This window comes from Exiguobacterium sp. SH31, from assembly GCF_001816105.1.
Classification (GTDB): domain Bacteria; phylum Bacillota; class Bacilli; order Exiguobacteriales; family Exiguobacteriaceae; genus Exiguobacterium; species Exiguobacterium aurantiacum_A.
Map to the genome: position 1 here is coordinate 26255 of NZ_LYTG01000033.1, position 24338 is coordinate 50592.

The following is a 24338-nucleotide window of genomic DNA, read 5'->3' on the forward strand; positions in this document are numbered from 1 at the left end:
GGTCACACGACCTCCTCATCTCATCTGAAACGTGATGTCAATCGTTCCAGTTCCAAGCAGCGGCTCAAGCATCGAAAAATCTTCAACCTGCCCGATTCGCGTATACGAATAGCTCGTCTCGACATCTTCATAGAATAAGACGAGACAGTCATCTCCGTACAACATAACGTCACCAGCCCGAATCGAACCGACGCGTTCCGGATTCGCGGGTAGCGGTTCGCCAAAATAGAAAAACTTCTCGTTTTGATGCAAGTCCTGCATCGACAGCGTGAGCGGCAACCGCTCCTGTAGTGCGACAGCCGTCGGACTGTTCTCGAGGCGGATGACGGCCTGTTCGCCGTCAATTTGGAGCGTGATTTCGCTCATCTCGATCCCTCCTTCACTCGGTTACTCGGACGATGGCTCTTCCGGTTGAGATTTGCTTTCGAACACATCGCCTCCGCACCCACTCAGCAACAAAAGCGAGACGAACATACTAGTCAGTACGGGTTTCATAACAATCACTCGATCGCTCCGACGATGCGGGCCGGGGTGCCGGCGACCGTCACATTGTCCGGGACATCTTTCGTCACCGTCGCGTTGGCCGCGACGATGGCGTTCTCGCCGATCGTGACGCCAGGCAAAATCGTCGCCCCGGCCCCGATCCAGGCGTTCCGTTTCACACGAATCGGTTTCGTGATTAAGCCGCGCCGTTCGTTCGGGTCGGTCGGATGGTTGACCGTCAACAGCTTGGCGAACGGACCAATTAAGACGTGGTCTTCGATGCCGATGCCCCCGAGGTCGGTGAACATGACGCCTCGATTGATGAAGATGCCCGTCCCGAACGTGATATGCTTCCCAAAATCGGTGTAGAACGGCGGTAACACCGTGACCGAATCGTCGACCGGGTCCCCAATCAAATCCGAGAGTGTCCGCTGAAATTCGTCTTTCTGTAAAAGTTGATAGTTCAAGCGCATGAGCGTCGGCTCGATGGTTCGTTGAATGCGATGGATTTCTTCAAAGACGGCTTCCCCAGCAGCGATATATCGGTCAGACACACGGTCTTTCAATTCGGTATCCATCGTCACACCTGTTGTTTCGTCGGACGAATCACAAGATCGCTGATTGAGACCCGGTCCGGCGTATCGATGGCGTAAACGACCGCTTCGGCCACATCCTCGCTCGTCAATCCCCATTCGGTTTGTGCTTCATGGAGCGCCTTTGCGGCTTTTTTGTCACTGATCGTGTTGTACAGCTCGGTCTGAACGGCTCCAGGCGAAATAATCGTCGACTTGACGTTGTTCTCTCGCTGTTCTTGGCGCAAGCCTTCCATGATGGCACGGACCGCGAACTTCGTCCCACAGTAAACGGCCGACTCCGGATAGACGACGTACCCGGCTACCGAATCGGTCGCGATGATATGACCCGACTGTTGGCGTTCCATGATTGGGAGTACAGCCGCGATCCCGTTCAGCACACCGGTCACGTTCACATCCAGCATAGCCTGCCATTCGTCACGGCGCCCGTCAACGAGCGGCGCGGTCGGCATGATCCCGGCGTTATTGAACAAGACGTCGATTGTCCCGAACGTGTCGAGTGCCGTCTTTACAACCTCCTCCACAGCGGCATAATCGGTAACATCAGCTTGTTTCACGATGATATCGGCCTCGGGGTGGTTCGCTTGGATGGCTTCTAACCGATCAAGACGACGGGCGGCGAGCACAAGTTTCGCGCCCCGTTCTGCTAAGCGATTAGCTGTTGCTTCCCCAATCCCGCTCGACGCCCCCATGATGATGACAACTTTATTGATGGTCATAATCCATTCCTCCTTTGTTTGACTCCAGTATAGGAACGGACAAGCGTCATGTCTAATGCTACTATTTGATTAAGAACCATAACAAAAACGCATGGAGGGATGACATGGAGCTCCAACAATTGCGATACTTCCTCGCCGTCGCAAGCGAGAAGAATATCACGCGCGCCGCCGAACACTTACGGTTATCCCAACCGGCCCTGTCCCGCCAGATCCATCAGCTCGAGGACAGTCTCGGGGGACCGCTGTTCGAACGAAGCCAAGGCGGGGTCACATTGACCGAACGGGGTTACTATTTGGCTGAACACGCCAAGGAGATGGTCCGCCTTGCCGATAAGATTTCGGCGAACTTGAACACGGCGACACCCGTCAGCGGAGAACTATATATCGGCGGTGGTGAGACGAGGACGCTCACCTCGGTCATCACAACGTTCAAACAGATGAAACAGCTTCATCCCGACGTCAAGTTGCGCTTATATAGCGGTAACGGCGACGACGTGATCGACAAGTTGGACCGGGGCATCCTCGACTTCGGGGTCGTCATCGAACCGGTCAATCTAGCCGCATACGCCTCGCGCGAGCTCCCTCATGTCGACCGTTGGGGCGTGTTGACACGGCGTGATAGCCAGATTGGGAACCGTACACATCTAGAGACGGCAGATTTGTTGGATTTGCCGCTCATCTTGTCGGAACAGTCACTTGTCGGACCGGCTCAGCGTCGATTTGGGTGAAGCGGATGTCGTCGCGACGTACAATCTGCTCTATAACGCCTCGCTCCTCGTCCACGCAGGCATCGGCCACGCTCTATGCCTCGACGGGATCATCAACACGAATGGGACCGAGTTGGTGTTCGTTCCACTCAATCCATCGCTCACGTCTTCCGTTCATTTGATTTGGAAGAACGAGAGTCATCTGTCGAACGTCGCCTCGACATTTTTGGATATGTTCGATGAACGAGAAAAGACCACCTAAACGAGGCGGCCAGAATCGAGTCGTAATATGTTTGCCAACTGCTCGTTCATCTCACTCGGATCGGTCTGGAAATCACGTTCGGCCCAATAGATGATCATCCCGACGATGGCATTCGCTTGATACGAACACAGCAGGTCGTGATCGATGTCGTTCCGTTTGAGCGCCGCCGTATCACGGAGAAGCAGTTTCCGTACCTCGTCGAATAACATGTAGTAATACGCGAGTGGTACGTTTTTCGAGAAGACGATGCGGTAAAATTCGACGTAGGTCTTGATGTGGTGAAAGATGCGGATCGTCCGCGGGTTGAGCAACTTCACATGACGGTACGGCTCCTCGTACGACTTGGCAAGGTCGGCCGTAATTTCTTGGAAATACTCTTCGAACACATCCTCGATTCGACCGTAATGAAGATAGAACGTCCCTCGATTGACATTTGCCACACGACAAAGTTCTGAAATCGTCACTTGTTCGAGCGTACGATCCCGCAATAATTCGACGAGCGCCTCATGGAGCGCTCGTTTTGTTTTGACGACACGCAAATCCGGCTTCATCATTTGCACGTTCCTTTCAACAGTTATCTATCTACTTGTTGATTATTCAACAGTTCATCAATCTTTTGATTATTGTAAGCGTTTTCTAAAACTCATTATAATAGTTATTGAACACATGTACAATAAAAGGAGGAGACAGGTATGCGGTTAGCAGGCAAAGTGGCAATCGTCACAGGAGCAGCATCAGGCATGGGGAAAGCGATTGCGGAGTTGTATGCGAAAGAAGGCGCCAAAGTCGTTGTCTCAGATATGAACATCGATGGAGCGCAGCAAGTTGTCGAGAACATCTCAGGGGAAGCACTCGCGATCCAGACAGACGTGACGTCAGAAAAAGCACTACACAACTTGTTCGATGAGACGGTGAAGACGTTCGGACGCGTTGACATCCTCGTCAACAACGCCGGCATCATGGACGGAATGGAGCCCGTCGGTGAAATCTCGAATGAACGCTGGGAGAAAATCTTTGCCGTCAACACGGTGTCAGTCATGAAAGCGATGCGGATTGCTGTCGATTTGTTCACGAAACAAGGGCACGGTGTCATCGTCAACAACATCTCGGCCGGCGGTTTGTATGGGGCCCGTGCCGGTGCGGCCTATACGGCGTCGAAGCATGCCGTCGTCGGATTGACGAAGAACACGGCGTTCATGTATGCCGATCAAAACATCCGCTGCAACGGGATCGCCCCTGGTGCGGTCGCGACGAATATCGGCTCGACGATGACGAACATGAGTCAGGCCGGATTTAATCGCCAACAACTCGGGATGGCCATCAATCCGCGCATCGGGCAACCGGAAGAAATCGCCCAGCTCGCCCTCTTCCTTGGCTCGGACGAGTCAAGCTTCGTCAACGGCCAAGTCGTCGCCATCGACGGCGGATGGACTGCCTACTAACAGCAAGAAGAGCCACATCCGACGCGGGATGTGGCTCTTCTCTCGTTATAACTCCCCTCTCCGGTTCATTCGGATCAAGAGGTAAATCAAATACGGTGCACCGACCATGCCGGTGATGACACCGACCGGATAGCGGACTGTGAAAGCGAACTGTCCGATCAAGTCGGCGGCGAGCACGAGAATGACGCCGACGAGTCCGGCCGGAATGATCGTCGAGCGTCCATCCCCGACGAGCCGTTTCGCGATCGGTCCGGCAAGGAAAGCGATGAAAGCGATCGGTCCGGTCGTCGCTGTCGCCAGTGCGAGCATGAGCACCGAGGCGATGATCAAGAGGATCCGGGTCTGGTTCGTCTTGATGCCGAGCGACGTCGCCGTCATCTCCCCGAGCTCTAAAATCTGCAGCTGCCGGCTGAGGCGGAGGATGACCGGGAGACAGAGGGCGACCGCGAGCATGAGCGGCGGCAACGTCTCCATCTTGACCCCGTTCAAACTGCCGCTCAACCAACGCATCGCCGTCCCGACATCGTTTTGGCGACTGATGAGCAATAAGTAGTTGATGACCGCGGTCAGCATCGCTTGGATGCCGATCCCGACCAAGACGAGACGTCCGATCGAGAAAGCGGCGCCTTTTGATAAGACGTAGAGCACGATGACCGTCGCGAGTCCCCCGATGACCGAGATCACCGAGACGAACGTATTGCTCGCCTGCAAGACGACGATGCCGAACACGGCGGCCGCACTCGATCCTGTCGTGATGCCGATGACGTTCGGGTTGGCGAGCGGGTTTCTGAGCATCGTCTGGAACACTGTCCCGGCGATACCGAACGCGAGTCCTGAGAAGACGCCGGCGAGCATGCGTGGCAGACGGATCGTGCCGACGGCGAACGAGGCACCCGGTACTTGTTCCCCGAACAAGACACGGATGACATCCGCGACCGGATAGATCGTATTGCCGAGCATGAGCATCAATGCGCTCAAGGCGAGCGCGAGCACGAATAGCACGAGCGTCACGAACACCGTACGTTGCCGGCGCTTGCGACTATTGTGAATGATAGGTTGAACTGACTGTTTCATCATAGGCCACGCACCTTCACTTTCATCGTCAAGGCGATCAAGATCGGCGCCCCGACGAACGCGGTGACGATCCCGACTTCAAGTTCGCCCGGACTTCCAAGCAAACGCCCGACCACGTCGGCGAACGTCAACAGGATGGCGCCCGATAAGGCTGACATCGGAATGATATACCGTTCATCCGGGCCGAGCACGAGACGGATCAAGTGCGGGGCCAACAGACCGATAAAGCCGATCGGACCGGCCAATGCCGTCGCTGCGCCACACAAGATGACGCCGGCGAACGAAGCGATGATTTTTAACGAACCGATCCGGACCCCGAGTCCCGTCGCCATTTCTTCGCCGAGCGCCATGATGTTGAGTGACGGGGCCGCGAAGATGGCGATAAAGATGCCGGCGATAAAGAACGGGAGGAACGTTACGATCGAGTCCATCGTCCCCGCCCCGACGCTGCCGACTTGCCAGAACCGGAACTGGTCCATGACGTTCGAGCGCGGGATCATGATTGCCATGACGAGCGAGGACAACGCCGCACTTGTCGCCGCCCCGGCCAAGACGAGCTTGAGCGGGGTCGAACCGCCTCGTCCGAGCGAGCCGATGCCGAACACGAACGCGGCCGTCAAGAGTGCACCGACGAGGGCGAACCAGATGTAGTCGCCCGCCGTCGAGATGTTGAAAAAGGCGATCCCGACGACGACGAACAGCGCCGCGCCCGTGTTCACCCCGAGAATGCTCGGGTCAGCAATCGGATTACGTGTCACCGACTGCATCAAAGCACCCGACACACCGAGCGCCGCGCCGCACATGAGACTGAACAGCGTCCGCACGACCCGTTGCCGGATAATGTCCGCTTCATACGACTGAACAGCCGGACGGAATAAACCGTCAAGCAGTTCATCCCATCCGACTGTCCGTGAGCCGAAAGCAAGTGAAGCGAGCATACAGACGACGAGCAGGACGATCGACCCTACGAGCAGGAGCGGGAAATGTCTCGGCGTTTGCAACTTCTTCAGCGTATTCATATGATTACTCGACTTTCCCGAGTGCTTCTGAGACGAGCTTCAAGTAGTCGTCGATCGTGTATTCGATCGAGAGCGGTGACGGTGTCCCGGCAGCCGCGAGTGGCGTGTTGTCTTCAATCATGACGACCGATCCGCGCTCGATAGCCGGTACTTTGCTGTAGAGCGGGTCAGCTTGAAGTGCTTTCAACGTCTCTTCGTTGCCGTAAGCGACGAAGATGTCGACATCGTTCAAGATGTCAGCGTTCTCTGAGCTGAGCTCGAGGTAGAAGCTGTTCTCATCTTTAATTTGATCTGTGATGTTTTTTGGGTATTCCATGCCGAGCTCTTCGATGAAGGCGCCACGTGGGTCACCTGTCGTGTAAATATAGAATTTTGAAAGGTCATCCGGGCTGAGCGCGATGAAGGCCGCTTTCTTGCCAGCCATGCCTGGTACTTCAGCAGCTTTATCAGCGATGAGTTTCTCTGTGTCTTCGATCAACTGTTTGCCTTCTGCTTCCATGCCCATGGCGATCGAGTCGTAGAGGACTGTGTCCTGCCATGATGAGACCCAAGGCGTTTCTTGGTAAGCGACGACCGGTGCGATCTCGCTCAACGTGTCGTAGTCTTCTTGTGTGATGCCTGAGTAGGCAGCCAAGATGACGTCCGGCTGTGAGTCAGCGATCGCTTCGAAGTCGAGACCGTCTGTGTCTTGGTAAATGTTCGGGTTTTCTTCCCCAAGGTCTTTTAGCTTCTCAGCCGTCCATGGCAACATGCCGCTGCCGTCTTGGACACCGTAGTTCGCAGCCGAGAAACCGACTGGGACGACGTCAAGCGCAAGGGCGACGTCTTGGTTCGACCAAGCAATTGTTGCGACGCGTTCCGGTTTCTTGTCGATGACCGTCTCGCCTAACGCATGTTTAATCGTGATCGGATAGCCTTCTGCCGTTTCGGCAGACTCATCTGTCGTGGCCGCATCTTCATTGTTCGAGCCGCATCCTGCGAGCACGAGCACGAAAGCAGACATGATGATGAACATATGTAGCAATTTCTTGTAACTTTTCATGTTCGAATCCCCTTTTCCTATGACAATGTCTTTGTATCGACATTGATAATCATTATCATTAATGAGTATAGGATGAATTCAGGAGCGCTGTCAATCTGAACTTCAAGATATTTGAGGAGAAAATAGAAAAAGCCCGCTGCTCTCGATTAATGAGATGCGGGCTGACGTCATAACGTTTGATTGGCCAAGTTGATCAATTGTTGGACCGACAAGCGGTTCTCATCGTCGAGTTCAACGGAGTTACCGTCGATGTAATAGATGATTCGGGCTGTGAAGCCGTCTCGATTTTGCCACCATAATCCTTGTGACGTCGACTCCGTTTCATCGAAATAGGCCGTTGTCCCGTCAGCAAGCTCGTATTGGTCTCCGTATAATGAGATGTCCTCCATCTCATTGGGTTCATCGACGATTTTATGGACGATATAGTGCAGTTCTTGTGTCGTCTCCTCATTCACATAATGAAACACGAATTGGTGCATGTGGTGCGGCTTTGCGATATCGATTTCACTGTAGCGACGCGTGATATCGAACGGAAACGCCGTCGGTTCTTCAAATTCGTGTTCAATCGGTGGGTTCGGTGGCTCAGGCCGGTCCGTCGCCAATTCGAATAAGGCCAAGCCGACAATCAGCCAACCTAACGTTCGCACAATCCATTTCATCTTCATTGATCATCGCTCGATTCTTTCAAGATTTACTTTCTCTTTCTAACTATAAACCTCTTCATACCTTGTTTGGCGATAAGTTTTTATGTATAATCACCAATCGATTATACCAATCGTTTGCATACACGTAGAAAACAGACGCCCACAACGTGTGAACGTCTGTTGCTGATTGATTAGAGCGGTTTCCCGAATTCCGGGCGCCCTTCCTCATTCCATATAAACACTTGGGCCCGCGCATGACGATTCGGATCGTACAGTGGATCACCTTCGATCTCTGTATACGTCCGTGCATGGTAAACGATGACGTCTTCACCGTTCTCGTTCACCGTGAAGCTATTGTGTCCGGGCCCGAATTGATTGACTGCTTCATTCGTTTGGAACACCGGCCGAAACGCTTTCGACCATGACGCCGGGTTCAACACATCAGATTCGCTTGATGCACACAACATGCCCAAACAGTAATTCTCATCGGTCGCACTCGCAGAGTACGTGATAAAGATGTGACCGTTCCGCTTCAATACTGCTGCTCCCTCATTGACGAGGAAACCACGAGTCTCCCAATCATACTCCGGCTTCGTCAGCATGACTTGCGGTAATTTGATGGTCCATGGATTTTCCAGTTCGGCGATATATAAATTTGAGTTTCCGTCGATGGCGGGATCTTTTTGCGCCCACACAAGATAATGTACGTCTTTATGTTCAAATACGGTCGCATCAAGGGCGAACGAATCCCATTCGGTCTGGACTTGACCTTTTTCGACCCATTCCCCGTCAAGCGGGTTCGCCGATTCGTTCTCTAACACGAACATGCGGTGGTCGAACAAACCATTGACGATGTCACGTGACTTCGCGGCAGCAAAGTATATATACCATTTACCGTGAATGTGATGTAGCTCAGGCGCCCAAATTAAGTCGCTCATCGGGCCCGTCTCATGCTTCACCCATGCGGTCACCGGCTCGGCCGTCTTAAGCGCTTGAAGTGATTTAGCCCGACGTAGCTCAATCAAGTCATATTCAGGCACTGACGCCGTGAAGTAGTAATAGCCATCGGTATGCAAATACACCCACGGGTCGGCCCGTTGTTCTAAAATCAAATGTCGATCTTCTACTTGCTTCATCGTACAGCCTCCTCGTCACGAATCGGTCGGCCGAACACTGGGCCGACTTCATCCCACATGAACGGTTGGACACGCGTATGTCGGTTCGGGTCCCATAGCGGGTCCCCTTCAATCTCTTTGTAGTTGCGGGCGTGATAGACGAGGATGTCCGTCCCGTCATCTAGCGTCGTAAAACTGTTGTGACCCGGTCCGTACTGGCTTGCCGTTTCATCGGTTCCGAAGACCGGTTCGGGATGTTTCGTCCAACTCCGAGCGTCCAATAGAGTACTCGTCTCCTCGGCGCGCAGTAGACCCATGCAGTAGTTGTGGTCCGTCGCACTCGCAGAGAACGTGATGTAAATGTGACCATTCCGCTTCAACACGGCGGGTCCTTCGTTCACAAGGAACCCGACCTTCTCCCAGTCATACTCCGGAGTCGCAATCATCGTCTGTGGACCCGTGAGCGTCCACGGGTTCTCCATCTCCGAGATGTAAAGGTTCGAGTTGCCGTCGATTGCCGGGTCTTTTTGCGCCCATATATAATAGAGACGTCCCTCGTGCTCGAACGTCGTCGCATCAAGGGAAAACGACTCGCACCATGTCCGGACTTGCCCTTTCTCAACCCATTCTCCTTCTAACAGATTCGATGAGCTATTCTCGAGCACGTACATCCGATGATCGAAAATGTCGTCTTCCCGCGCGGCCGCGAAATAAAGGTACCATTTCCCATGGATGTGATGTAGTTCCGGAGCCCAAATATTAGCGCTCATGATTCCTGTCTCATGCTTGTTCCAAACGACTCGTTCTTCCGCCTCTGTCAAGCCTGCGAGCGTTTTCGCTCGACGGAGCGGAATGCCAGTGAAGTCAGGCAATGAGGCCGTGAAATAATAATAGCCATCTGGATGGCGTGTGATCCATGGGTCCGCCCGTTGTTCAACTAACGGATTCGTGATCGTCTCTCTCATAAAGAACGCTCCCCTACCTCAGATTGTGTTCGGTTCAAGCTCATATGTTTCAATAACGTATGTCGTTCTCTCAAGCGGTATGCCTCTCTCCGACTGCTCGCTAACAGAAGTGAGGAGACCCCGATCTCTTCGGGTCGAAGCGGCGCCTGTAACGCGCGGAAGATGTGTTCGAGCTCTTCCCGTGTCGGCATCAGCTCGGCCCACGTCCGTAACGAGTCCGGTGTGTTGGGCCAGTCAAGCATCGTCGTTTTATACGTATCGATGAGCTCCATCGTGGCGATGGCGACTTTCGTTCCATGAAGGACCGCTGGACGATGGTTGGCGATAAAGTCCATCTCCCAATAATGGGACAAGTGATGTTCACCGCCGGAAGCTGGATGTGAATGGCCAAAAATCAACATGGCGATCCCCGACAACAGTAGGGACTCCATCAGTTGATCCAACCCGTCCGCGTCTCGTTCATAGATGGCAGGCAAGTTGTCCACACACGATTGTAACGCCTGTTCTGTCAGCGATGCGGCGACCGGACAAAACGGTTCACCACCGTCAAACGCTCCAAACCGCCAGTCCAACAAGGACGTGTACTTCCCAAGCATATCGCCGACCCCTGCTGCAATCAATGCATCGGGTGCCTTCCGAATCACCTGGTTCGGGACGAATACCGCAATCGGAGAAACGAGTTGGTACGTGATTTTTTTGCCTCTTACAATGAGCGGCGCCCCTTTTGACGTAAAACCATCCACTGATGGTGCGGTCGGCACCGAGATGAATGGCACTTTCGTTTTGGCCGCACAGAAACGGGTGACATCGTGAATCGTACCTGCTCCTAGCGCAATGAGCGCATCTACGGTTGCCTCTTGGGCAAGCAACACTTGAACGACCGAGCGTTCATTCGCCAAGACGTCACCTTGCTCGTCCGCTTGGAGCGAAACGAGCGACGCATCGACTCCGATTTTCATCAAGGCTTCTCGTAGCGGGAGAAACCCGACGCGCTCGGTATTGGCGTCGGCGACGACAAGGACACTTGTCCATCCTTTTTCTTGTACAAATGCGGCCAATTCGTCCCAGACGTAATCTGACGCGACCATCCGTTCAATTGTGATCGCGTGATGAGGATTCCCGCAGTCACAGGCTTGCACACGTTGGTTGATCTGTTCGAGGTTCATCGGCTGACTCCTGTCTCGACTCGGTACGTCGTTTGCCAGCGGTACGTGTCTTCCGCCTTCAAACGAATCGACGGGAACGTCTCATGGTGCACCGCATCAGGGAGGTGTTGCGGTTCCAGACAGACGCCGTAGTAACGTCTCGACGTCCCTTCACGCAATGAAGTCGTCTCGTTCATCTGATTCCCTGAATAGAGGACGATGGCGGGGGCGGTCGTCGACAACGTCAACTCACGCTGTGACTCTCGGTCATACAATCTCGCTTCACGTCGATCAGTGAAAATAAACGGATGATCGTAGCCGTCGACCAATTCATTTTGCGGATGTGTCGAGGCGACACCATCGGACAAGGCGCGACCTGTCCGGAAGTCGAACGGTGTACCGTCCACTTCAAGCAAGCGTCCCGTCGGAATCAAATCGTCACGCAGTTCAGCGAATGTGCTAGCCGATAACGTGAGTTCGTGGTTCAAAATATCACGCTCGCCCCCACTCAAGTTAAAATACGTATGGTTTGTCAAATCGCATATCGTGTCTTTGTCACACGTTGCCTCGTACGTGATGATGACACCTTGGTCAATCAGTTCGAACATAGCACGGACATCGAGCGTGCCACCATACCCGTTCGCTCCGTCCGGACTGACGTAATGAAGCAACACGCGATCAGACGTCACCTGCTCGACCGTCCAGACGCGACGATGTAAACCATCCCCGCCGTGCAGATGATGCATTCCATCATTCGCAGGTAAGCGATAGGTCGTGCCGTCAAGTTCGAACGTGCTGTTGTCGATCCGTCCGGCAACTCGACCGATTGTCGCTCCTAAATAATACGTGTCCTTCATGTATTCCTCGACCGTGTCGTATGACAAGATGATGTTTTTCCAACCTTCGTCTTGAATCGAGAATTCTTGCAGCGTCGCACCGTAAGTCAATATGTTCAAACGACACGAGTCATTTTCGAGTACGATTGTTGACTCTGTTTGCTGCTTCATGACATCTACTCCTTTTTACCAAACGTTCAATGGGCAGTGCTTCGTCGCGAGTCTGGCCCGATATGAGACGTAGCACCCACATTTTAAACAGGTGTCTTGTTGGTGGAACGGACAAGCCGCACAATGCGTGAGTCGTGCCTCATATTCGGCATCTGGGACTTGGTCCATGACTTCCGCATCGATGGTTAACAGCCAGTCCGTATCCGTTTCCTGAGGCAGACACGTCCGGCATCGTCGCGTCTCCACCACTGTCATCTCAGCGGACCGCGATCGTGATGACGCTCATCGCCGGGACGTCGAAAACGAGCTTCCCGTCTTCCGTGACAGTCACATCATGATTGCGTGGTGAGACGAGATCCGGCTGTTCGAACGTGTTATGGGCGTTCAAGTGGTCCGCCGTCAAGATTCGGGCCGACACGTCAGAGATGGCGCCGATGCCCCGTAAATCGATTTCGACCGTATCGCCTTGCTCATGGTCGAGTTGGCACAAGCTAATATGGAGCACCCCGTCCGCATTTCGCGAAGCAGTGGCGTTCACCGCCGGGATGGCTTCATCTTTGGCCACATAGTTACGTGTATGCGCGGCGAGTTCGACGCGCTCTGCGTCTTGGTGGACGCTGTACATCTCGAACACATGATACGTCGGAGTGAGGACGAACTGGTCTCCTTCTGTCAAAATCATCGCCTGCAACACGTTGACCATTTGGGCGATGTTCGCCATATGGACGCGGTCGTTATGGTTATGGAAGATGTTGAAATGGATTGCAGCCACGAGTGCATCCCGAATCGAGTTTTGTTGATACAAGAAACCTGGGTTCGTCCCTGGCTCGACATCGAACCAAGTGCCCCACTCGTCTACAATCAACCCGACGCGTTTCTCCGGGTCATACTGGTCCATGATTTGGCCGTGCTTCGTGATCAACTCATCCATATGGAGAGCGCGCTTCAATGTGATGAACCATTCGTCCTCCGTGAAATCGAGGGCTGATCCTTTGCCCAACCAGAAGTCGCCGGGGATCGTGTAGTAATGGAGACTGAGTCCATCCATCATCGTCCCTGCTTCCCGCATGAGGACCTCTGTCCATTTATAGTCATCGATATTCGCTCCACCAGCAATTTTATAGAGTTTGTTGCCGTCATAGTTGCGGACGTACGTCTGGTAGCGGCGATACAGATCCGCATAGTATTCCGGGCGCATGTTTCCGCCGCAACCCCAGTTCTCATTCCCGACGCCGAAGTAGGTGAGTTCCCACGGCTCAGTCCGACCGTTCTCTTGACGCCAGTTCGACATCGGTGACTCGCCGCCGAACGTCATGTATTCCACCCATTCCGACATTTCTTGGACCGTCCCACTTCCGACATTCCCGCAGATGTATGGCTCACACTCGAGCAGTTCACAGAGGCGCATGAATTCATGGGTACCGAAGTGATTGTTTTCGACTACCCCACCCCAGTGCGTATTGACCATCCGTTTACGATTCTCGTTTGGACCGACTCCGTCCTTCCAGTGGTACTCGTCGGCAAAACAGCCACCCGGCCAGCGGAGAACGGGAATATTCAATTTCTTCAGGGCAGCGAGCACGTCATTTCGAATTCCGTCGGTGTTTGGAATCGGGGAGTCAGGACCGACCCAGAGGCCTTCATAAATACAACGACCTAAATGTTCAGCAAAGTGCCCATAAATGTGCTTGCTGATTTTCCCTTTCGATAAGTCGGCATTGACGATGATCTGCGTCGTTCCTGTCGCCTTGTGCATCGGTTTAATGAGTTGGTTGTTCATTGTATCTCCTCCATGAAGAAGGGCCATCAAAGTGGCCCTTTAGATTATGGTCGATAGTAAAGTTCGTTCCACCGCAGCTCGTTGTTGAACTGGACCGTCTCGGTCTTGGCGTTGATGACTGCGATTTCAACGTCGAGCAGTTCCGCAAAATCACGCAATTGATCGGTCGTCACTTCATAGGAGTAACATGTATGGTGCGCGCCGCCGGCTTGAATCCAGTTTTCGACCGCTTGCGCCATCGAAGGCTCTGTTTTCCAAAGAACGCGGGCGACCGGTAAGTTCGGCATCGCTTCTTCCGGCTGGATACCTTCAACTGTATTGACGAGAAGACGGAAGCGATGTCCGAGATCGATGATACTCGCATTCAACGCCTTGCCGCTCTGTCCTTCAAAGACGATACGTGCCGGTGCTTCCCGGTCACCGATCCCGAGCGGATGGACTTCGATTCTTGGTTTATCGACAGCAATCGTCGGACAAATCTCAAGCATGTGGGCACCGAGCACCATTTCGTTACCCGGTTCAAAGTGGTACGTATAATCTTCCATGAACGACGTCCGCTCGTTGTTCGCCATAATTTTCATGAGACGGACCAACGCCGCCGTTTTCCAGTCGCCTTCTCCAGCAAAGCCATACCCTTGTTCCATCAAGCGTTGGACGGCAAGACCTGGCAACTGCTTCATGCCATGCAAGTCTTCAAACGTCGTCGTGAAGGCGGTATAGCCGCCTGCCTCGAGGAAGGCTTTCATCCCAAGCTCGATGCGACCTTGATAACGGACGGATGCGAGGAATTCATCTTCAGCCATCCCTTTATTCGCGAGCTCATAGCGAGACGCGTATTCATTCATTAACTCATCGAGGTCAGCGTCTGTCACGGCGTCCATATATGTGACGAGATCGCCGACCCCATACCCGTCAACCGTCCAGCCGAGGCGAATCTGCGCTTCGACTTTATCGCCTTCTGTCACAGCGACGTTACGCATATTGTCACCAAAACGCGCCACTTTTAACGCCTTACTCTCCGACAACGCATGCGCCACTTTCATCCAATTCGCCATCTTGCCGCGTGTCGCCTCATCTTGCCAATGGCCGACAATCACTTTGCGTTTGACGTTCATGCGACTCGTGATAAAGCCGTGCTCCCGGTCGCCATGTGCCGATTGGTTCAAGTTCATGAAATCCATATCGATTTCATCCCACGGGATATCGCGATTGAACTGTGTCCCGAAATGGAGCAACGGTTTTTGCAGGACACGCATGCCACTGATCCACATTTTCGATGGCGAGAACGTGTGCATCCAAGTGATGACACCCGCACACGAGTCGTCCGCGTTCGCTTTTAACATCATCTGACGAATTTCTTCTGAATTTTTAACGACGCCTTTAAATACGACTCGATCCTTGAATGCGTCGTCCGCATCGAGACCGACCACCATGTCTTTTGAGTTTTGTTCAACTTGTCGGAGCACGTCTTCGCCGTAAAGCATTTGGCTTCCTGTCACGAACCAAAATTCGTATGTTTTCGCTGTCAACATTCAAAGTCCCCCTAATATCAAGGCGAGTGACGGTCATTTTTGGCCGTAGTATGCGTTCGCCCCGTGTTTTCGCAAATAATGTTTATCTAATACGCTCTGTTTAATCGGTGTCAGGCCTGGATTTAAATTCAAGGCATGAAGGCCCATCTTCGCGACTTCTTCGAGGACGACCGCGTTATGGACGGCTTCATCCGCGTCTTTGCCCCAGCAAAACGGTGCGTGGTTCGCCACGAGCACACCGGGTACGGCGACTGCTTCAAGCATTAACTCATCAAGCGTTTCCAAGATGACATGTCCCGTCTCGAGTTCATACGCCGTTTCGATTTCCTCGTCTGTCAATTCACGGGTGCATGGGATCTCGCCATAAAAATAATCGGCATGTGTCGTTCCAAACGCCGGGATGGCCCGCTTCGCCTGTGCCCAACTTGTCGCCCATGGCGAATGTGTGTGCACGACACCACCGATCTCAGGGAGAGACCGGTAGAGCGCGAGATGGGTCGGTGTGTCTGATGAGGGACGCAGTTCACCTTCGACGATGTTACCTTCGAGATCGACGACGACCATATCCTCCACGGTCAATCGTTCGTACGGAACGCCGCTCGGTTTGATGACGACCAAACCGGCGTTGCGGTCGATGCCACTGACGTTGCCCCAGGTGAACGTGACCAAACCGTGCTTCGGAAGAGCCAAGTTCGCTTGTAACACTTCTTCTTTCAAGCGACGGCTTACCATACAGGCTCCTCCTTCACACGTGAGGCTTCAGCTTTTATTTTTTTCAAACGTTTCATCACGTCATTCTCGCCGCGACCGAAGTAATCGTATAGTTTCGTGTATTCGGCGAACAAAGCGTCATACGTCGCGACGTTTTCCAAGATCGGCTTATACGTCTCTTCTTTGACGCGGCCCATCTTCGCTGCAGCTTCTTTGATCGTGGCATAACCTCCCCGCTCCACGCCGGCAGCTACTGCTCCGAACATGGCGGAGCCTAGAGCTGGTGTTTGTGAAGAGGCTGAGATTTTGATCTCCATGTTCAAGACGTCCGCATAAATTTGCATCATGAGTGCGTTCTTTTCGGCAATCCCACCTGCGGCATACACTTCATGCACGGGGACGCCGCTGTTGCGGAACGCTTCCACGATCGTCCGCGTCCCGTATGCTGTCGCTTCGATTAACGCCCGATAGATGTCTTCCGGCTTCGTGAGCAATGTCGCTCCGAGAAGGACACCCGTCAAATTCGTATCGACGAGCGTTGACCGGTTTCCGTTCCACCAGTCGAGAGCAACGAGTCCACTCTCACCGACACGTTGACGGGCTGCTTTCTCCGTCAACAGCTGATGGATACCGATACCTTTCAAGGCGGCCTCTTCCACGTAATGCCCTGGGACACATGTCTCGGTGAACCATTCAAAATGGTCCCCGACACACGATTGACCAGCTTCATAGCCCATCAAGCCTGGAATGACACCGTCTTCGACGACGCCGCACATGCCTGGGACGACTTGTTCATCTTCACCGAGCAGGATGTGGCACGTCGATGTGCCCATGACCATCAACATCTTGCCAGGTTCTGCAATCCCGACGGCCGGCACCGCCACGTGGGCGTCGACGTTCGCAACCGCGACGGCCGTGCCCGGAAGGAGTCCGATGCGCGCGGCAAACGCTTCTGTCAGTTCGCCTGCTTTGGCTCCAATCGGCGCGATGTCACGCGATAGTTTCTCTTCGACGACGTTCTCCAACCGAGGGTCAAGCGCTTTGAAGAACTCGTTTGACGGATAGCCGTCTTGTTTATGCCACATGGCTTTATATCCAGCTGTACAACTGTTTCGAACGACACGGCCCGTCATCTGAGAGACGACCCAATCCGTCGCCTCTAGAATCTGATCCGCTTCCTCATAAATCGCCGGGGCCTCGTTCAAGATTTGCCACACTTTCGGGATCATCCATTCCGATGAGATTTTACCGCCGTATCGTTTCAAGAAATCCTCGCCCCGCTCGGCCGCGATGCGGTTCAACTCATCCGCCTCGTCCTGAGCGGCGTGGTGCTTCCAAAGCTTCACGTAGCTGTGTGGATTCTGTTGATGTTCCTCACGGAAACAAAGTGGATTCAAATGTTCGTCTATCGGTAAGATCGTGCATGCGGTAAAGTCGATGCCGATCCCTATGACTTGCTCCGGCGTGATCCCTGCCTCTTTCACGACGGCCGGGATGGTGATTTCCAGTACTTCTAAATAGTCTTGTGGATGTTGGAGCGCCCAATCATGCTCGAGACGGGTCGCCCCGTCCGGTAAATATTCATCCATCACGCCGTGTGTGTACGGTTTGACCGCTGTCGCCACTTCTCGACCTGTCGCTACGTCGACGAGGACCGCGCGTCCTGATTGCGTCCCATAGTCGACACCGATTGTATAATTGGTCATATTCATCACCCTACCTCCAAAAGAATACGCTTACATAAAGGATGAAAAAAATAAAGTGTGTGGGCACTCCTCTCCCTTTCATCCGTACAACTATTCAAATAACGTACCTAATTCATACAGAAAACAAAAAGATACAATCAAGTTGTACGTATAACTTACACCTTGATTGTATCAACTATTTTAAATTAATCAACTGTTTTCAACATTTCATTTGAACATTTTTGTAATGTTTCTGAGTAATTTGTGACAAGCCACTTAAAATGAATCGACAGAAGTTGTACGGATATTTATAACTTTTTGCCGATAAAGACATGACCTTGGTCAGACAATCCGGCAAATACGAGCGTCTCTCGCCAATTCTCCCAATCCCAGCCCGGTAACACATACCAAGTGATTCCTTCGGGACCGTAGAGCTTGATGCTCGCATCCGCCAGTTTTTCAAACCGTCCTCGTTCGCCATGCTCCGTCACGAACGTCCCGTCAGCCAGGAGTTCAATCTTACTCGAATGCAGGACGCCATGGTACGTCCGGTCCATATAAATCCACTCCCACTCTCCGAAGAGTTCTTGCACCTCGACAGGACGTTCCGCTTCCCCGGCATATCGTTCCGGAGATACGAGCGGCCAACCCGACTCCGTCCAGATGATTTTCCGGATATGCAGCTCGTGCCAATGCGGATCTTGCTCACCTCTGACGTGATGGACGAGATAATCATCGCCCCCGTCTTGTAAGACGGAGTTATGCCCAGGCCCGACCCAGCCCTCATTATCCCCGAACCGATAGCCGCCTAAAATCTTCATGCCAACTTGTTGCGGGTCGATCTCGAGGTCGGTCATGACGTTCCCATCAAAATCGACGTACGGTCCGGTGATCGAAGTCGATCGGGCCACACGGATGTGATAGTCCTTGAACAGGGAGTCGTAAGAGACGAACAAGTAGTAGTGACGATCTGTCTCTCGATAGACGATGTACGGTCCCTCGACCGCCCCTTCGACACGTTGATCTCGTTTCGCGATCAACGTCTCTTCACTCCCCGGACGTTTCTTCCCCGTCTCCGGGTCGACCGGGAACACGTACAGCCCACCGAAAAAACTACCGTAGACGAGCCACGGATCCCCATGCGCATCGAACGTGATATTCGGGTCAATCGCGTTCGGTCCCGACGTCCCGGCCTCACTTTTCACCACGAGCCCGTGATCCCGCCACGGTCCATCGATCGTTTCCGCGCTGGCGACACCGATATAAGAACGCGTCTGTCCGAACTGTGAAGCTGCATAATACATGACGTAGCGGCCACCCATGAATACGACTTCCGGCGCCCAAAGTCCCGGCGCCCCGGTCCATTCCACAGCCTCGTGCGGAAGCTCTTCAAGCGCCAAGCCGACATATTCCCAGTGGATCAAGTCCCGCGAGCGACGCACTTGAATCCCGCCGTTGATTTGATGCCCATGGGCAGCGTCCGTCGAGAACACGTAATACCAGTCCTCGACTTTGATTGAGGCCGGATCGTGGGCGTTGTGCGTGCCCCACATCGTTTCATTCGTCAATCGTTCCAACACATAGCGTTCTTCTCGGTTTGGACTGTTCAATTTTTGCATGGTCCCTCTTCTCCTCTTATCGTTTTTTGCCCCATACGGCGGTGCCATCCTCGCTCAGGCCAGTGAAGATGATTGTCGGTTCCCAAGTCTCCCAGTCCCAAGCCGCTCCGACTTGCGCCTCATACGTCTCCTGTCCGACTTGGACCTCGAGGACCGAATCATTCAATTCCCACGACCCGTCCCCGTCTTCGAGCGTTCCGCCTCGTTTCAACGTCAATACACTCGAGGTTTGCTGTCCGTCGTCAAACCGTGGGAACGTGATGACGTCCCAATCCCCGACCAGGTGCGTTTCGTCGACCTCGATATCGCTCTCCCCCGCATAGCGTTCGGGCGAGACGACCGGCCAACCGTCTTTCGTCCAATACACTTTCCGGACGTGCAGCTGTGACCAGTAGATATCTTCACTCGGCCGCGCCTGATGCAGCACGAACGTATCGGTCCCATCTTGTAAGAATGCGGAGTGACCGGTCCCGACGTATCCGTCATCTCCTTCGAAACGATACGGCCCAACGATTTTCATGCCCGTATCAAACGACTCATCCGACTCGTCTCGTAAGTCCCGGCCAACCGAATCGACGTACGGTCCCGCAATCGATTTCGAGCGACCGATCCGGACGTTGTACGTATCCTCCAACCATCCATACGACACCATCAAATAGTAATAGCCCGTCTCGCCGTTATATAAAATTTCCGGTCCTTCGATACCCATCGACATGTCTTTCCGCTTGGCGAGCAGTGTGCCTTCTGACGATTCATCCACTCGTTTTCCTGTGTCTGGGTCAATCTCCGTCAAAAAGATTCCGCCAAAGTACGAACCATACGTCATCCACCATTTGCCTTCCGCATCTTGCGTCACGTGAGGATCGATTGTATTGGCTACACCCCCGTCACCTTCTTTCGATGCGATGACGGCGCCCTCATCTTCCCAAGGTCCTTCAATCGTTGTCGCAGTCGCTAGCCCGATATACGACGTTCGACTCCCGACCCCTGAGACAGAATAGTATAAGTGGAATCGATCTCCGATTTTCGTGATCGCCGGGGCCCAAAATGTGTTCCCGCCGGCCCAAGCGAACGCCTCCTCAGACACTTGATCAAACACACGACCGACGAATTCCCAATGAACCAGGTCGGTCGATTTGCGGATTTGAATGCCGGGCGTCGGAGGACTTCCTACCATGTAATCCGTCGAAAAGACGTAATAGGTGTCTCCGTCTTTCAAAATCGCCCCGTCATGCGTGAAGTTCGTCGTCCACTCACGCTCTTTGTTGAGCACCTCCGGCGTCACATCGTCCACTTTCTTTTCAAACGGTGCTTTCGGGAGTGCTAAATCATTGATTGACGCACTCGTCGTCCGCCAGAAAAAGATTCCTCCGATTGCTACGGCGAGTAGTGTTAGCCATACCATCATTTTTCTCATGTTAAATCCCCTTTCTCCATCAAAAAGGCACCCGCCTTTTTAAAAGACGGGTGCCTCTGTCCTGTCACACCTCAGCCCTTCACACCAGAGATCGCAATCGACTCGATGATCTGTTTTTGGAAGATCATGAAGACGAGCAACATCGGGAGTAATGCCACGACAGACGCGGCCATGATTAACGGATAATCACTTTGAATTGCATAAGATGCGTTAAAGTTCGCGATGACAAGTTGAAGCGTCTGTTTCTCCGGCGAGTTCAAATAGAGAATCGGCCCAAGATAGTCGTTCCAAATTGCCATGAACCAAAGAATCAACTGCGCGGCCACGGCCGGCTTGATTAACGGGAAAATAATCTTGTAGAAGATTTGGAAGTACGAGCACCCATCAATCTTCGCTGCTTCGATAATCGAGTTCGGGATGCTGTTCAAAAATTGGCGCAAGAAGAAAATCATAAAGATGTTCCCGAATAACCCAGGCACAATTAACGGTAACAGCGTATCCACCCAGCCGATGCTCGAGAACATCATGAACTGGGGAATCATGAGCACCGGGTATGGGATCATGACAGAAGCGAACAAGAGAAGGAAGATTTTATTCTTGCCTCTGAAGTTCAACTTCGCGAAGGCGAACGCCGCCAAGCTTGACGTGAACGTCCCGACAATCGTGACGGATAATGCGACAATCAAACTGTTTGATATCCCTGACAACAGCGGACCCATACTCCAAATTTCCGTGTATTTACTAAACGAAATATCAGTCGGGATCCATACCGGCGGGAGCGCGAATACATCTTCTTTTGATTTTAGTGACGTCGACACCATCCAGAGCAGCGGTGCGATCATGACGACCGCTCCGATGGATAGGAAGATAAAAATGAAGAAATCCGTGATCCGATCCTTCTTCTTCACCGACATTGTTTCCACGTTCTCTTTTTTCCGTGAGAGAGCTAATTGCATGGTTATTCTCCTTTCCTATACGCGAATCGCTCAATCAAGATCGAACGATGATTTTTCATTCATCCGGAATTGGAGCAACGTGACGATGAAAATGAAGAGCCCAAGAACGAGCGCCATCGCCGAAGCGTAACCGAGTTGGAAGTTCCCGAACGATTTTTGCCAAATATAGAAGACCGCAGAGGCAGACGAGTACTCCGGACCCCCGGTTGGTGTCATGACGTTGATTTCCGTGAAAATTTGCGCTCCACCGATGATGTTCGTCACGATGATGAAGAACGTGACCGGTTTGACCATCGGAAGCGTGATGTGCCAAAAGCTTTGCCAAGCGTTGGCTCCATCCAGTTTTGCCGCTTCATAAAATGATTTCGGAACACTTTGGAGCGCCGCCAAATAAAGGAGCATCGTATAGCCGAGCCCTTTCCAAATTGCCATGAGGATAAGCGCTGGCTTGACGGTATCGGTATTTTGGAGCCAGTTCGGCCCATCGATGCCGATCAAAGCCAAAAATTGGTTCACCAATCCGTAGTCTCCGTTGTACGCCCATTGCCATAAAATCGATACGGCGGCAATCGACGAAATGACGGGAATGTAGTAAATCACGCGGAAGGTATCCGTCCCAAAAATCCCTCGATTCAACGCAAGAGCGAGCATGAGCGCGAGGGCGATTCCAATCGGGATCCCAATCATCATAAAGAGCGTGTTGTACATCGATTTATAAAAATATTCATCTTGGAACAAGTTAACAAAGTTCTCAAACCCGATAAATTTCATTTGACCGAGACCGTTCCAATTCGTGAAGGCGCCGTAAACAGAGTACATCAACGGGACGAACGCGAAGAGGAAAAACCCAATGACCGGTGCCGCAACGAACAGATAGGCGTATCGTTGCTCTGTTCGATATAACTTAGAAATCGATTTTGTCTTCATTGTTCTTCCATCCTTTCAACGTCAGAGACGCGGGTGGCGAACATCGCCACCCCGTTTCGACTCTCTGATCAGTTCGCCTGTTTCTCTTGTTCGATCGCCGCATCGAGCAATTTCTGCATCTTCGGCTGCGCCGTCTTCACATAGTCTTCAACCGACGTTTTGCCGTCGAGGACAGGCTGGATGTTTTTGAAGAACTCGTCATACCATTCTGCCGTGTATGTTTTCTCAGCTGGGAAGCCGCGGCCATAGTCATTGATCAAATCAAGGAACTCTTGTTTGTTTTCTGGTTTGATCGACGTGTCAGCCGCCCAGTTGTCTGCAATTTCCATACTGTTCGGCAATTGGACTTGCGCATCTACGAGCGCCTGTTGTCCTTCTTGGTCGGCAGACAAGTACATGGCTAGTTCCGCTGCTTCTTCTTTATGTTTCGTCGTTGAACCGACACCGATGCCGAGCGAACCGACCCATCCTGATGCTTTACCCGTCGAACCGGCTGGCCACGGAAGTAAATCATACTCAAATTTCAGCTGTTCTTTAAATGCCGCCATGTCCCAAGGACCGACCGGGAAGAAGGCAAGTTGTCCTTTCAACCAACGTTGGTACGTGTCGAGCGTCTGTGTTTCCCCGATCGACGGTGTGATACCATGTTTCAACTGCTGGTCGACGAAGAACTGTAACGCTTCGATGAATTTCGGATCATCGATCGTCACTTTCGTGCCGTCCTCGTTGATCCAGTCCGCCCCATTGCTCCAAACGAACGGCTGAAGGGCCCAGTTTACGTTGAAGCCAGTGCCGTATTGATCCATTTTTCCGTCACCGTTCGTATCTTTCGTCAACTGTTTGGCAACGTCCACGAACTCATCCCATGTGTACGGTTTGTCTTTATCCGGAAGCGCAATGCCCGCGTCTTCGAACATCGTCTTGTTGTAGCCGAGTGCGAACGGTCCTAAATCTTTCGGCAGTCCGTAAATTGCACCTTCTCCAAGCGTCTCACCATCGAAGCGATACTTGTCGACACCCTTCTCCCAAATATCGTCCAACTTGACGTCTTCTGAATTTTCAACCGCCTCTGTGATATCGAGTAGCACACCCGAGTTTACATAGGCTTTCACTTGGGCAGGATTATAGAAGAAGACGTCCGGAATCTTCCGACCCGCGATGGCCGACTTGAGTTTTGTATCGTACTGATCAGGGGCCGTCTGGACCATCGTCACCTTCACGTCTTTGTTGGCTTCTTCAAAACGTTTCACCGTCGCTTGATAGGCTTTTAACTCTTCTGGATTTCCACGGAACATAAATGTCAGTTCAATTTTTCCATCAGCGCCTGCCTCATCTCCCGAACAGCCGGCGAGCGCCAAAGAAGTTGTCATCAGTGCTGACATCGTTAACGCAAACATTTTTTTCGATTTACGATTCATTGTGAATTCCTCCATCACTTTATGTTCATGTGCAAAGCATGATAAAGATGTACGTACATGTTGAGTTAAATAAAAA

Annotated in this window: 25 protein-coding genes; 3 read left to right on the top strand and 22 right to left on the bottom strand. The window is 52.6% G+C overall.

The features are described from left to right. Positions 1 to 15: 15 nt before the first annotated feature. From A6395_RS05755 to A6395_RS05765, 3 genes are all read right to left on the bottom strand, one after another. A complete protein-coding gene (locus tag A6395_RS05755; RefSeq protein ID WP_071398277.1) occupies positions 16 to 366 on the bottom strand; it encodes a cyclophilin-like fold protein in 351 nt (116 codons plus the stop codon). A gap of 134 nt (positions 367 to 500) precedes the next feature. After that, positions 501 to 1061: a DapH/DapD/GlmU-related protein gene (locus A6395_RS05760; RefSeq protein WP_071398278.1), complete on the bottom strand. Its 561-nt coding sequence runs from the start codon at positions 1059 to 1061 to the stop codon at positions 501 to 503. A gap of 2 nt (positions 1062 to 1063) precedes the next feature. Then, positions 1064 to 1795: an SDR family oxidoreductase gene (locus A6395_RS05765; RefSeq protein ID WP_071398279.1), complete on the bottom strand. Its 732-nt coding sequence runs from the start codon at positions 1793 to 1795 to the stop codon at positions 1064 to 1066. A 104-nt stretch (positions 1796 to 1899) separates the two neighbouring features. Between A6395_RS05765 and A6395_RS05770 the strand changes: the two genes are divergently transcribed. Together A6395_RS05770 and A6395_RS15695 are read left to right on the top strand one after the other, a co-directional pair. Further along, positions 1900 to 2523 (top strand): LysR family transcriptional regulator, encoded by a 624-nt coding sequence (locus tag A6395_RS05770; protein ID WP_084812963.1) that lies wholly within the window; start codon positions 1900 to 1902, stop codon positions 2521 to 2523. Further along, positions 2516 to 2764 (top strand): type 2 periplasmic-binding domain-containing protein, encoded by a 249-nt coding sequence (locus tag A6395_RS15695; protein ID WP_159429450.1) that lies wholly within the window; start codon positions 2516 to 2518, stop codon positions 2762 to 2764. Before A6395_RS05770 ends, A6395_RS15695 begins: the two co-directional genes overlap by 8 nt. Here the strand turns inward: A6395_RS15695 and A6395_RS05775 are convergent. Then, complete coding sequence (locus A6395_RS05775) at positions 2761 to 3318, bottom strand: TetR/AcrR family transcriptional regulator (protein ID WP_071398280.1); 558 nt, start codon at positions 3316 to 3318, stop codon at positions 2761 to 2763. The genes A6395_RS15695 and A6395_RS05775 overlap by 4 nt on opposite strands. Positions 3319 to 3456: 138 nt before the next feature. Between A6395_RS05775 and A6395_RS05780 the strand changes: the two genes are divergently transcribed. Continuing rightward, positions 3457 to 4206 carry an SDR family oxidoreductase gene (locus A6395_RS05780; protein WP_071398281.1) on the top strand — a complete coding sequence of 250 codons (750 nt, stop codon included), beginning with the start codon at positions 3457 to 3459 and terminating at the stop codon, positions 4204 to 4206. Between the two features lie 45 nt (positions 4207 to 4251). Here the strand turns inward: A6395_RS05780 and A6395_RS05785 are convergent, their stop codons facing one another. From A6395_RS05785 to A6395_RS05865, 18 genes are all read right to left on the bottom strand, one after another. Continuing rightward, positions 4252 to 5283 carry a FecCD family ABC transporter permease gene (locus tag A6395_RS05785; protein WP_071398282.1) on the bottom strand — a complete coding sequence of 344 codons (1032 nt, stop codon included), beginning with the start codon at positions 5281 to 5283 and terminating at the stop codon, positions 4252 to 4254. Beyond that, the gene (locus A6395_RS05790; protein WP_071398283.1) at positions 5280 to 6299 is read right to left on the bottom strand and encodes a FecCD family ABC transporter permease; all 1020 of its coding nucleotides are present in this window, start codon (positions 6297 to 6299) and stop codon (positions 5280 to 5282) included. Before A6395_RS05790 ends, A6395_RS05785 begins: the two co-directional genes overlap by 4 nt. A gap of 4 nt (positions 6300 to 6303) precedes the next feature. After that, positions 6304 to 7341 carry an iron-siderophore ABC transporter substrate-binding protein gene (locus tag A6395_RS05795; RefSeq protein WP_071398284.1) on the bottom strand — a complete coding sequence of 346 codons (1038 nt, stop codon included), beginning with the start codon at positions 7339 to 7341 and terminating at the stop codon, positions 6304 to 6306. Between the two features lie 167 nt (positions 7342 to 7508). Continuing rightward, positions 7509 to 8006, bottom strand: coding sequence for a hypothetical protein (locus A6395_RS05800; RefSeq protein WP_071398285.1), 498 nt, complete (start codon positions 8004 to 8006; stop codon positions 7509 to 7511). A 170-nt stretch (positions 8007 to 8176) separates the two neighbouring features. Next, positions 8177 to 9121 (bottom strand): glycoside hydrolase family 43 protein, encoded by a 945-nt coding sequence (locus A6395_RS05805; protein WP_071398286.1) that lies wholly within the window; start codon positions 9119 to 9121, stop codon positions 8177 to 8179. Continuing rightward, positions 9118 to 10065, bottom strand: coding sequence for a glycoside hydrolase family 43 protein (locus A6395_RS05810; protein ID WP_071398287.1), 948 nt, complete (start codon positions 10063 to 10065; stop codon positions 9118 to 9120). The genes A6395_RS05805 and A6395_RS05810 overlap by 4 nt, the downstream gene beginning before the upstream one ends. Then, complete coding sequence (locus A6395_RS05815; protein WP_071398288.1) at positions 10062 to 11231, bottom strand: sn-glycerol-1-phosphate dehydrogenase; 1170 nt, start codon at positions 11229 to 11231, stop codon at positions 10062 to 10064. The genes A6395_RS05810 and A6395_RS05815 overlap by 4 nt, the downstream gene beginning before the upstream one ends. Then, complete coding sequence (locus A6395_RS05820) at positions 11228 to 12217, bottom strand: aldose epimerase family protein (RefSeq protein ID WP_071398289.1); 990 nt, start codon at positions 12215 to 12217, stop codon at positions 11228 to 11230. Before A6395_RS05820 ends, A6395_RS05815 begins: the two co-directional genes overlap by 4 nt. A gap of 15 nt (positions 12218 to 12232) precedes the next feature. Further along, entirely contained in the window at positions 12233 to 12463 is a 231-nt protein-coding gene (locus A6395_RS15875; RefSeq protein WP_131504895.1) for a DUF6171 family protein, read from the bottom strand. A gap of 10 nt (positions 12464 to 12473) precedes the next feature. Further along, entirely contained in the window at positions 12474 to 13973 is a 1500-nt protein-coding gene (locus A6395_RS05825) for an alpha-N-arabinofuranosidase (protein ID WP_071398298.1), read from the bottom strand. Positions 13974 to 14041: 68 nt separating this feature from the next. Then, a complete protein-coding gene (gene araA, locus A6395_RS05830) occupies positions 14042 to 15529 on the bottom strand; it encodes an L-arabinose isomerase (protein WP_071398290.1) in 1488 nt (495 codons plus the stop codon). Positions 15530 to 15562: 33 nt separating this feature from the next. Further along, positions 15563 to 16261: an L-ribulose-5-phosphate 4-epimerase gene (gene araD / locus A6395_RS05835; RefSeq protein ID WP_071398291.1), complete on the bottom strand. Its 699-nt coding sequence runs from the start codon at positions 16259 to 16261 to the stop codon at positions 15563 to 15565. Then, complete coding sequence (gene araB / locus A6395_RS05840; protein WP_071398292.1) at positions 16255 to 17952, bottom strand: ribulokinase; 1698 nt, start codon at positions 17950 to 17952, stop codon at positions 16255 to 16257. The genes araD and araB overlap by 7 nt, the downstream gene beginning before the upstream one ends. Positions 17953 to 18233: 281 nt before the next feature. Next, entirely contained in the window at positions 18234 to 19544 is a 1311-nt protein-coding gene (locus tag A6395_RS05845; protein ID WP_071398293.1) for an arabinan endo-1,5-alpha-L-arabinosidase, read from the bottom strand. Between the two features lie 16 nt (positions 19545 to 19560). Then, the gene (locus tag A6395_RS05850) at positions 19561 to 20961 is read right to left on the bottom strand and encodes an arabinan endo-1,5-alpha-L-arabinosidase (protein ID WP_084812966.1); all 1401 of its coding nucleotides are present in this window, start codon (positions 20959 to 20961) and stop codon (positions 19561 to 19563) included. 71 nt (positions 20962 to 21032) lie between these two features. Then, complete coding sequence (locus A6395_RS05855; protein ID WP_084812969.1) at positions 21033 to 21875, bottom strand: carbohydrate ABC transporter permease; 843 nt, start codon at positions 21873 to 21875, stop codon at positions 21033 to 21035. 72 nt (positions 21876 to 21947) lie between these two features. Further along, the gene (locus A6395_RS05860) at positions 21948 to 22844 is read right to left on the bottom strand and encodes a carbohydrate ABC transporter permease (protein WP_071398295.1); all 897 of its coding nucleotides are present in this window, start codon (positions 22842 to 22844) and stop codon (positions 21948 to 21950) included. Between the two features lie 68 nt (positions 22845 to 22912). Next, the gene (locus tag A6395_RS05865) at positions 22913 to 24262 is read right to left on the bottom strand and encodes an ABC transporter substrate-binding protein (RefSeq protein WP_071398296.1); all 1350 of its coding nucleotides are present in this window, start codon (positions 24260 to 24262) and stop codon (positions 22913 to 22915) included. Between the last annotated feature and the right edge of the window lie 76 nt (positions 24263 to 24338).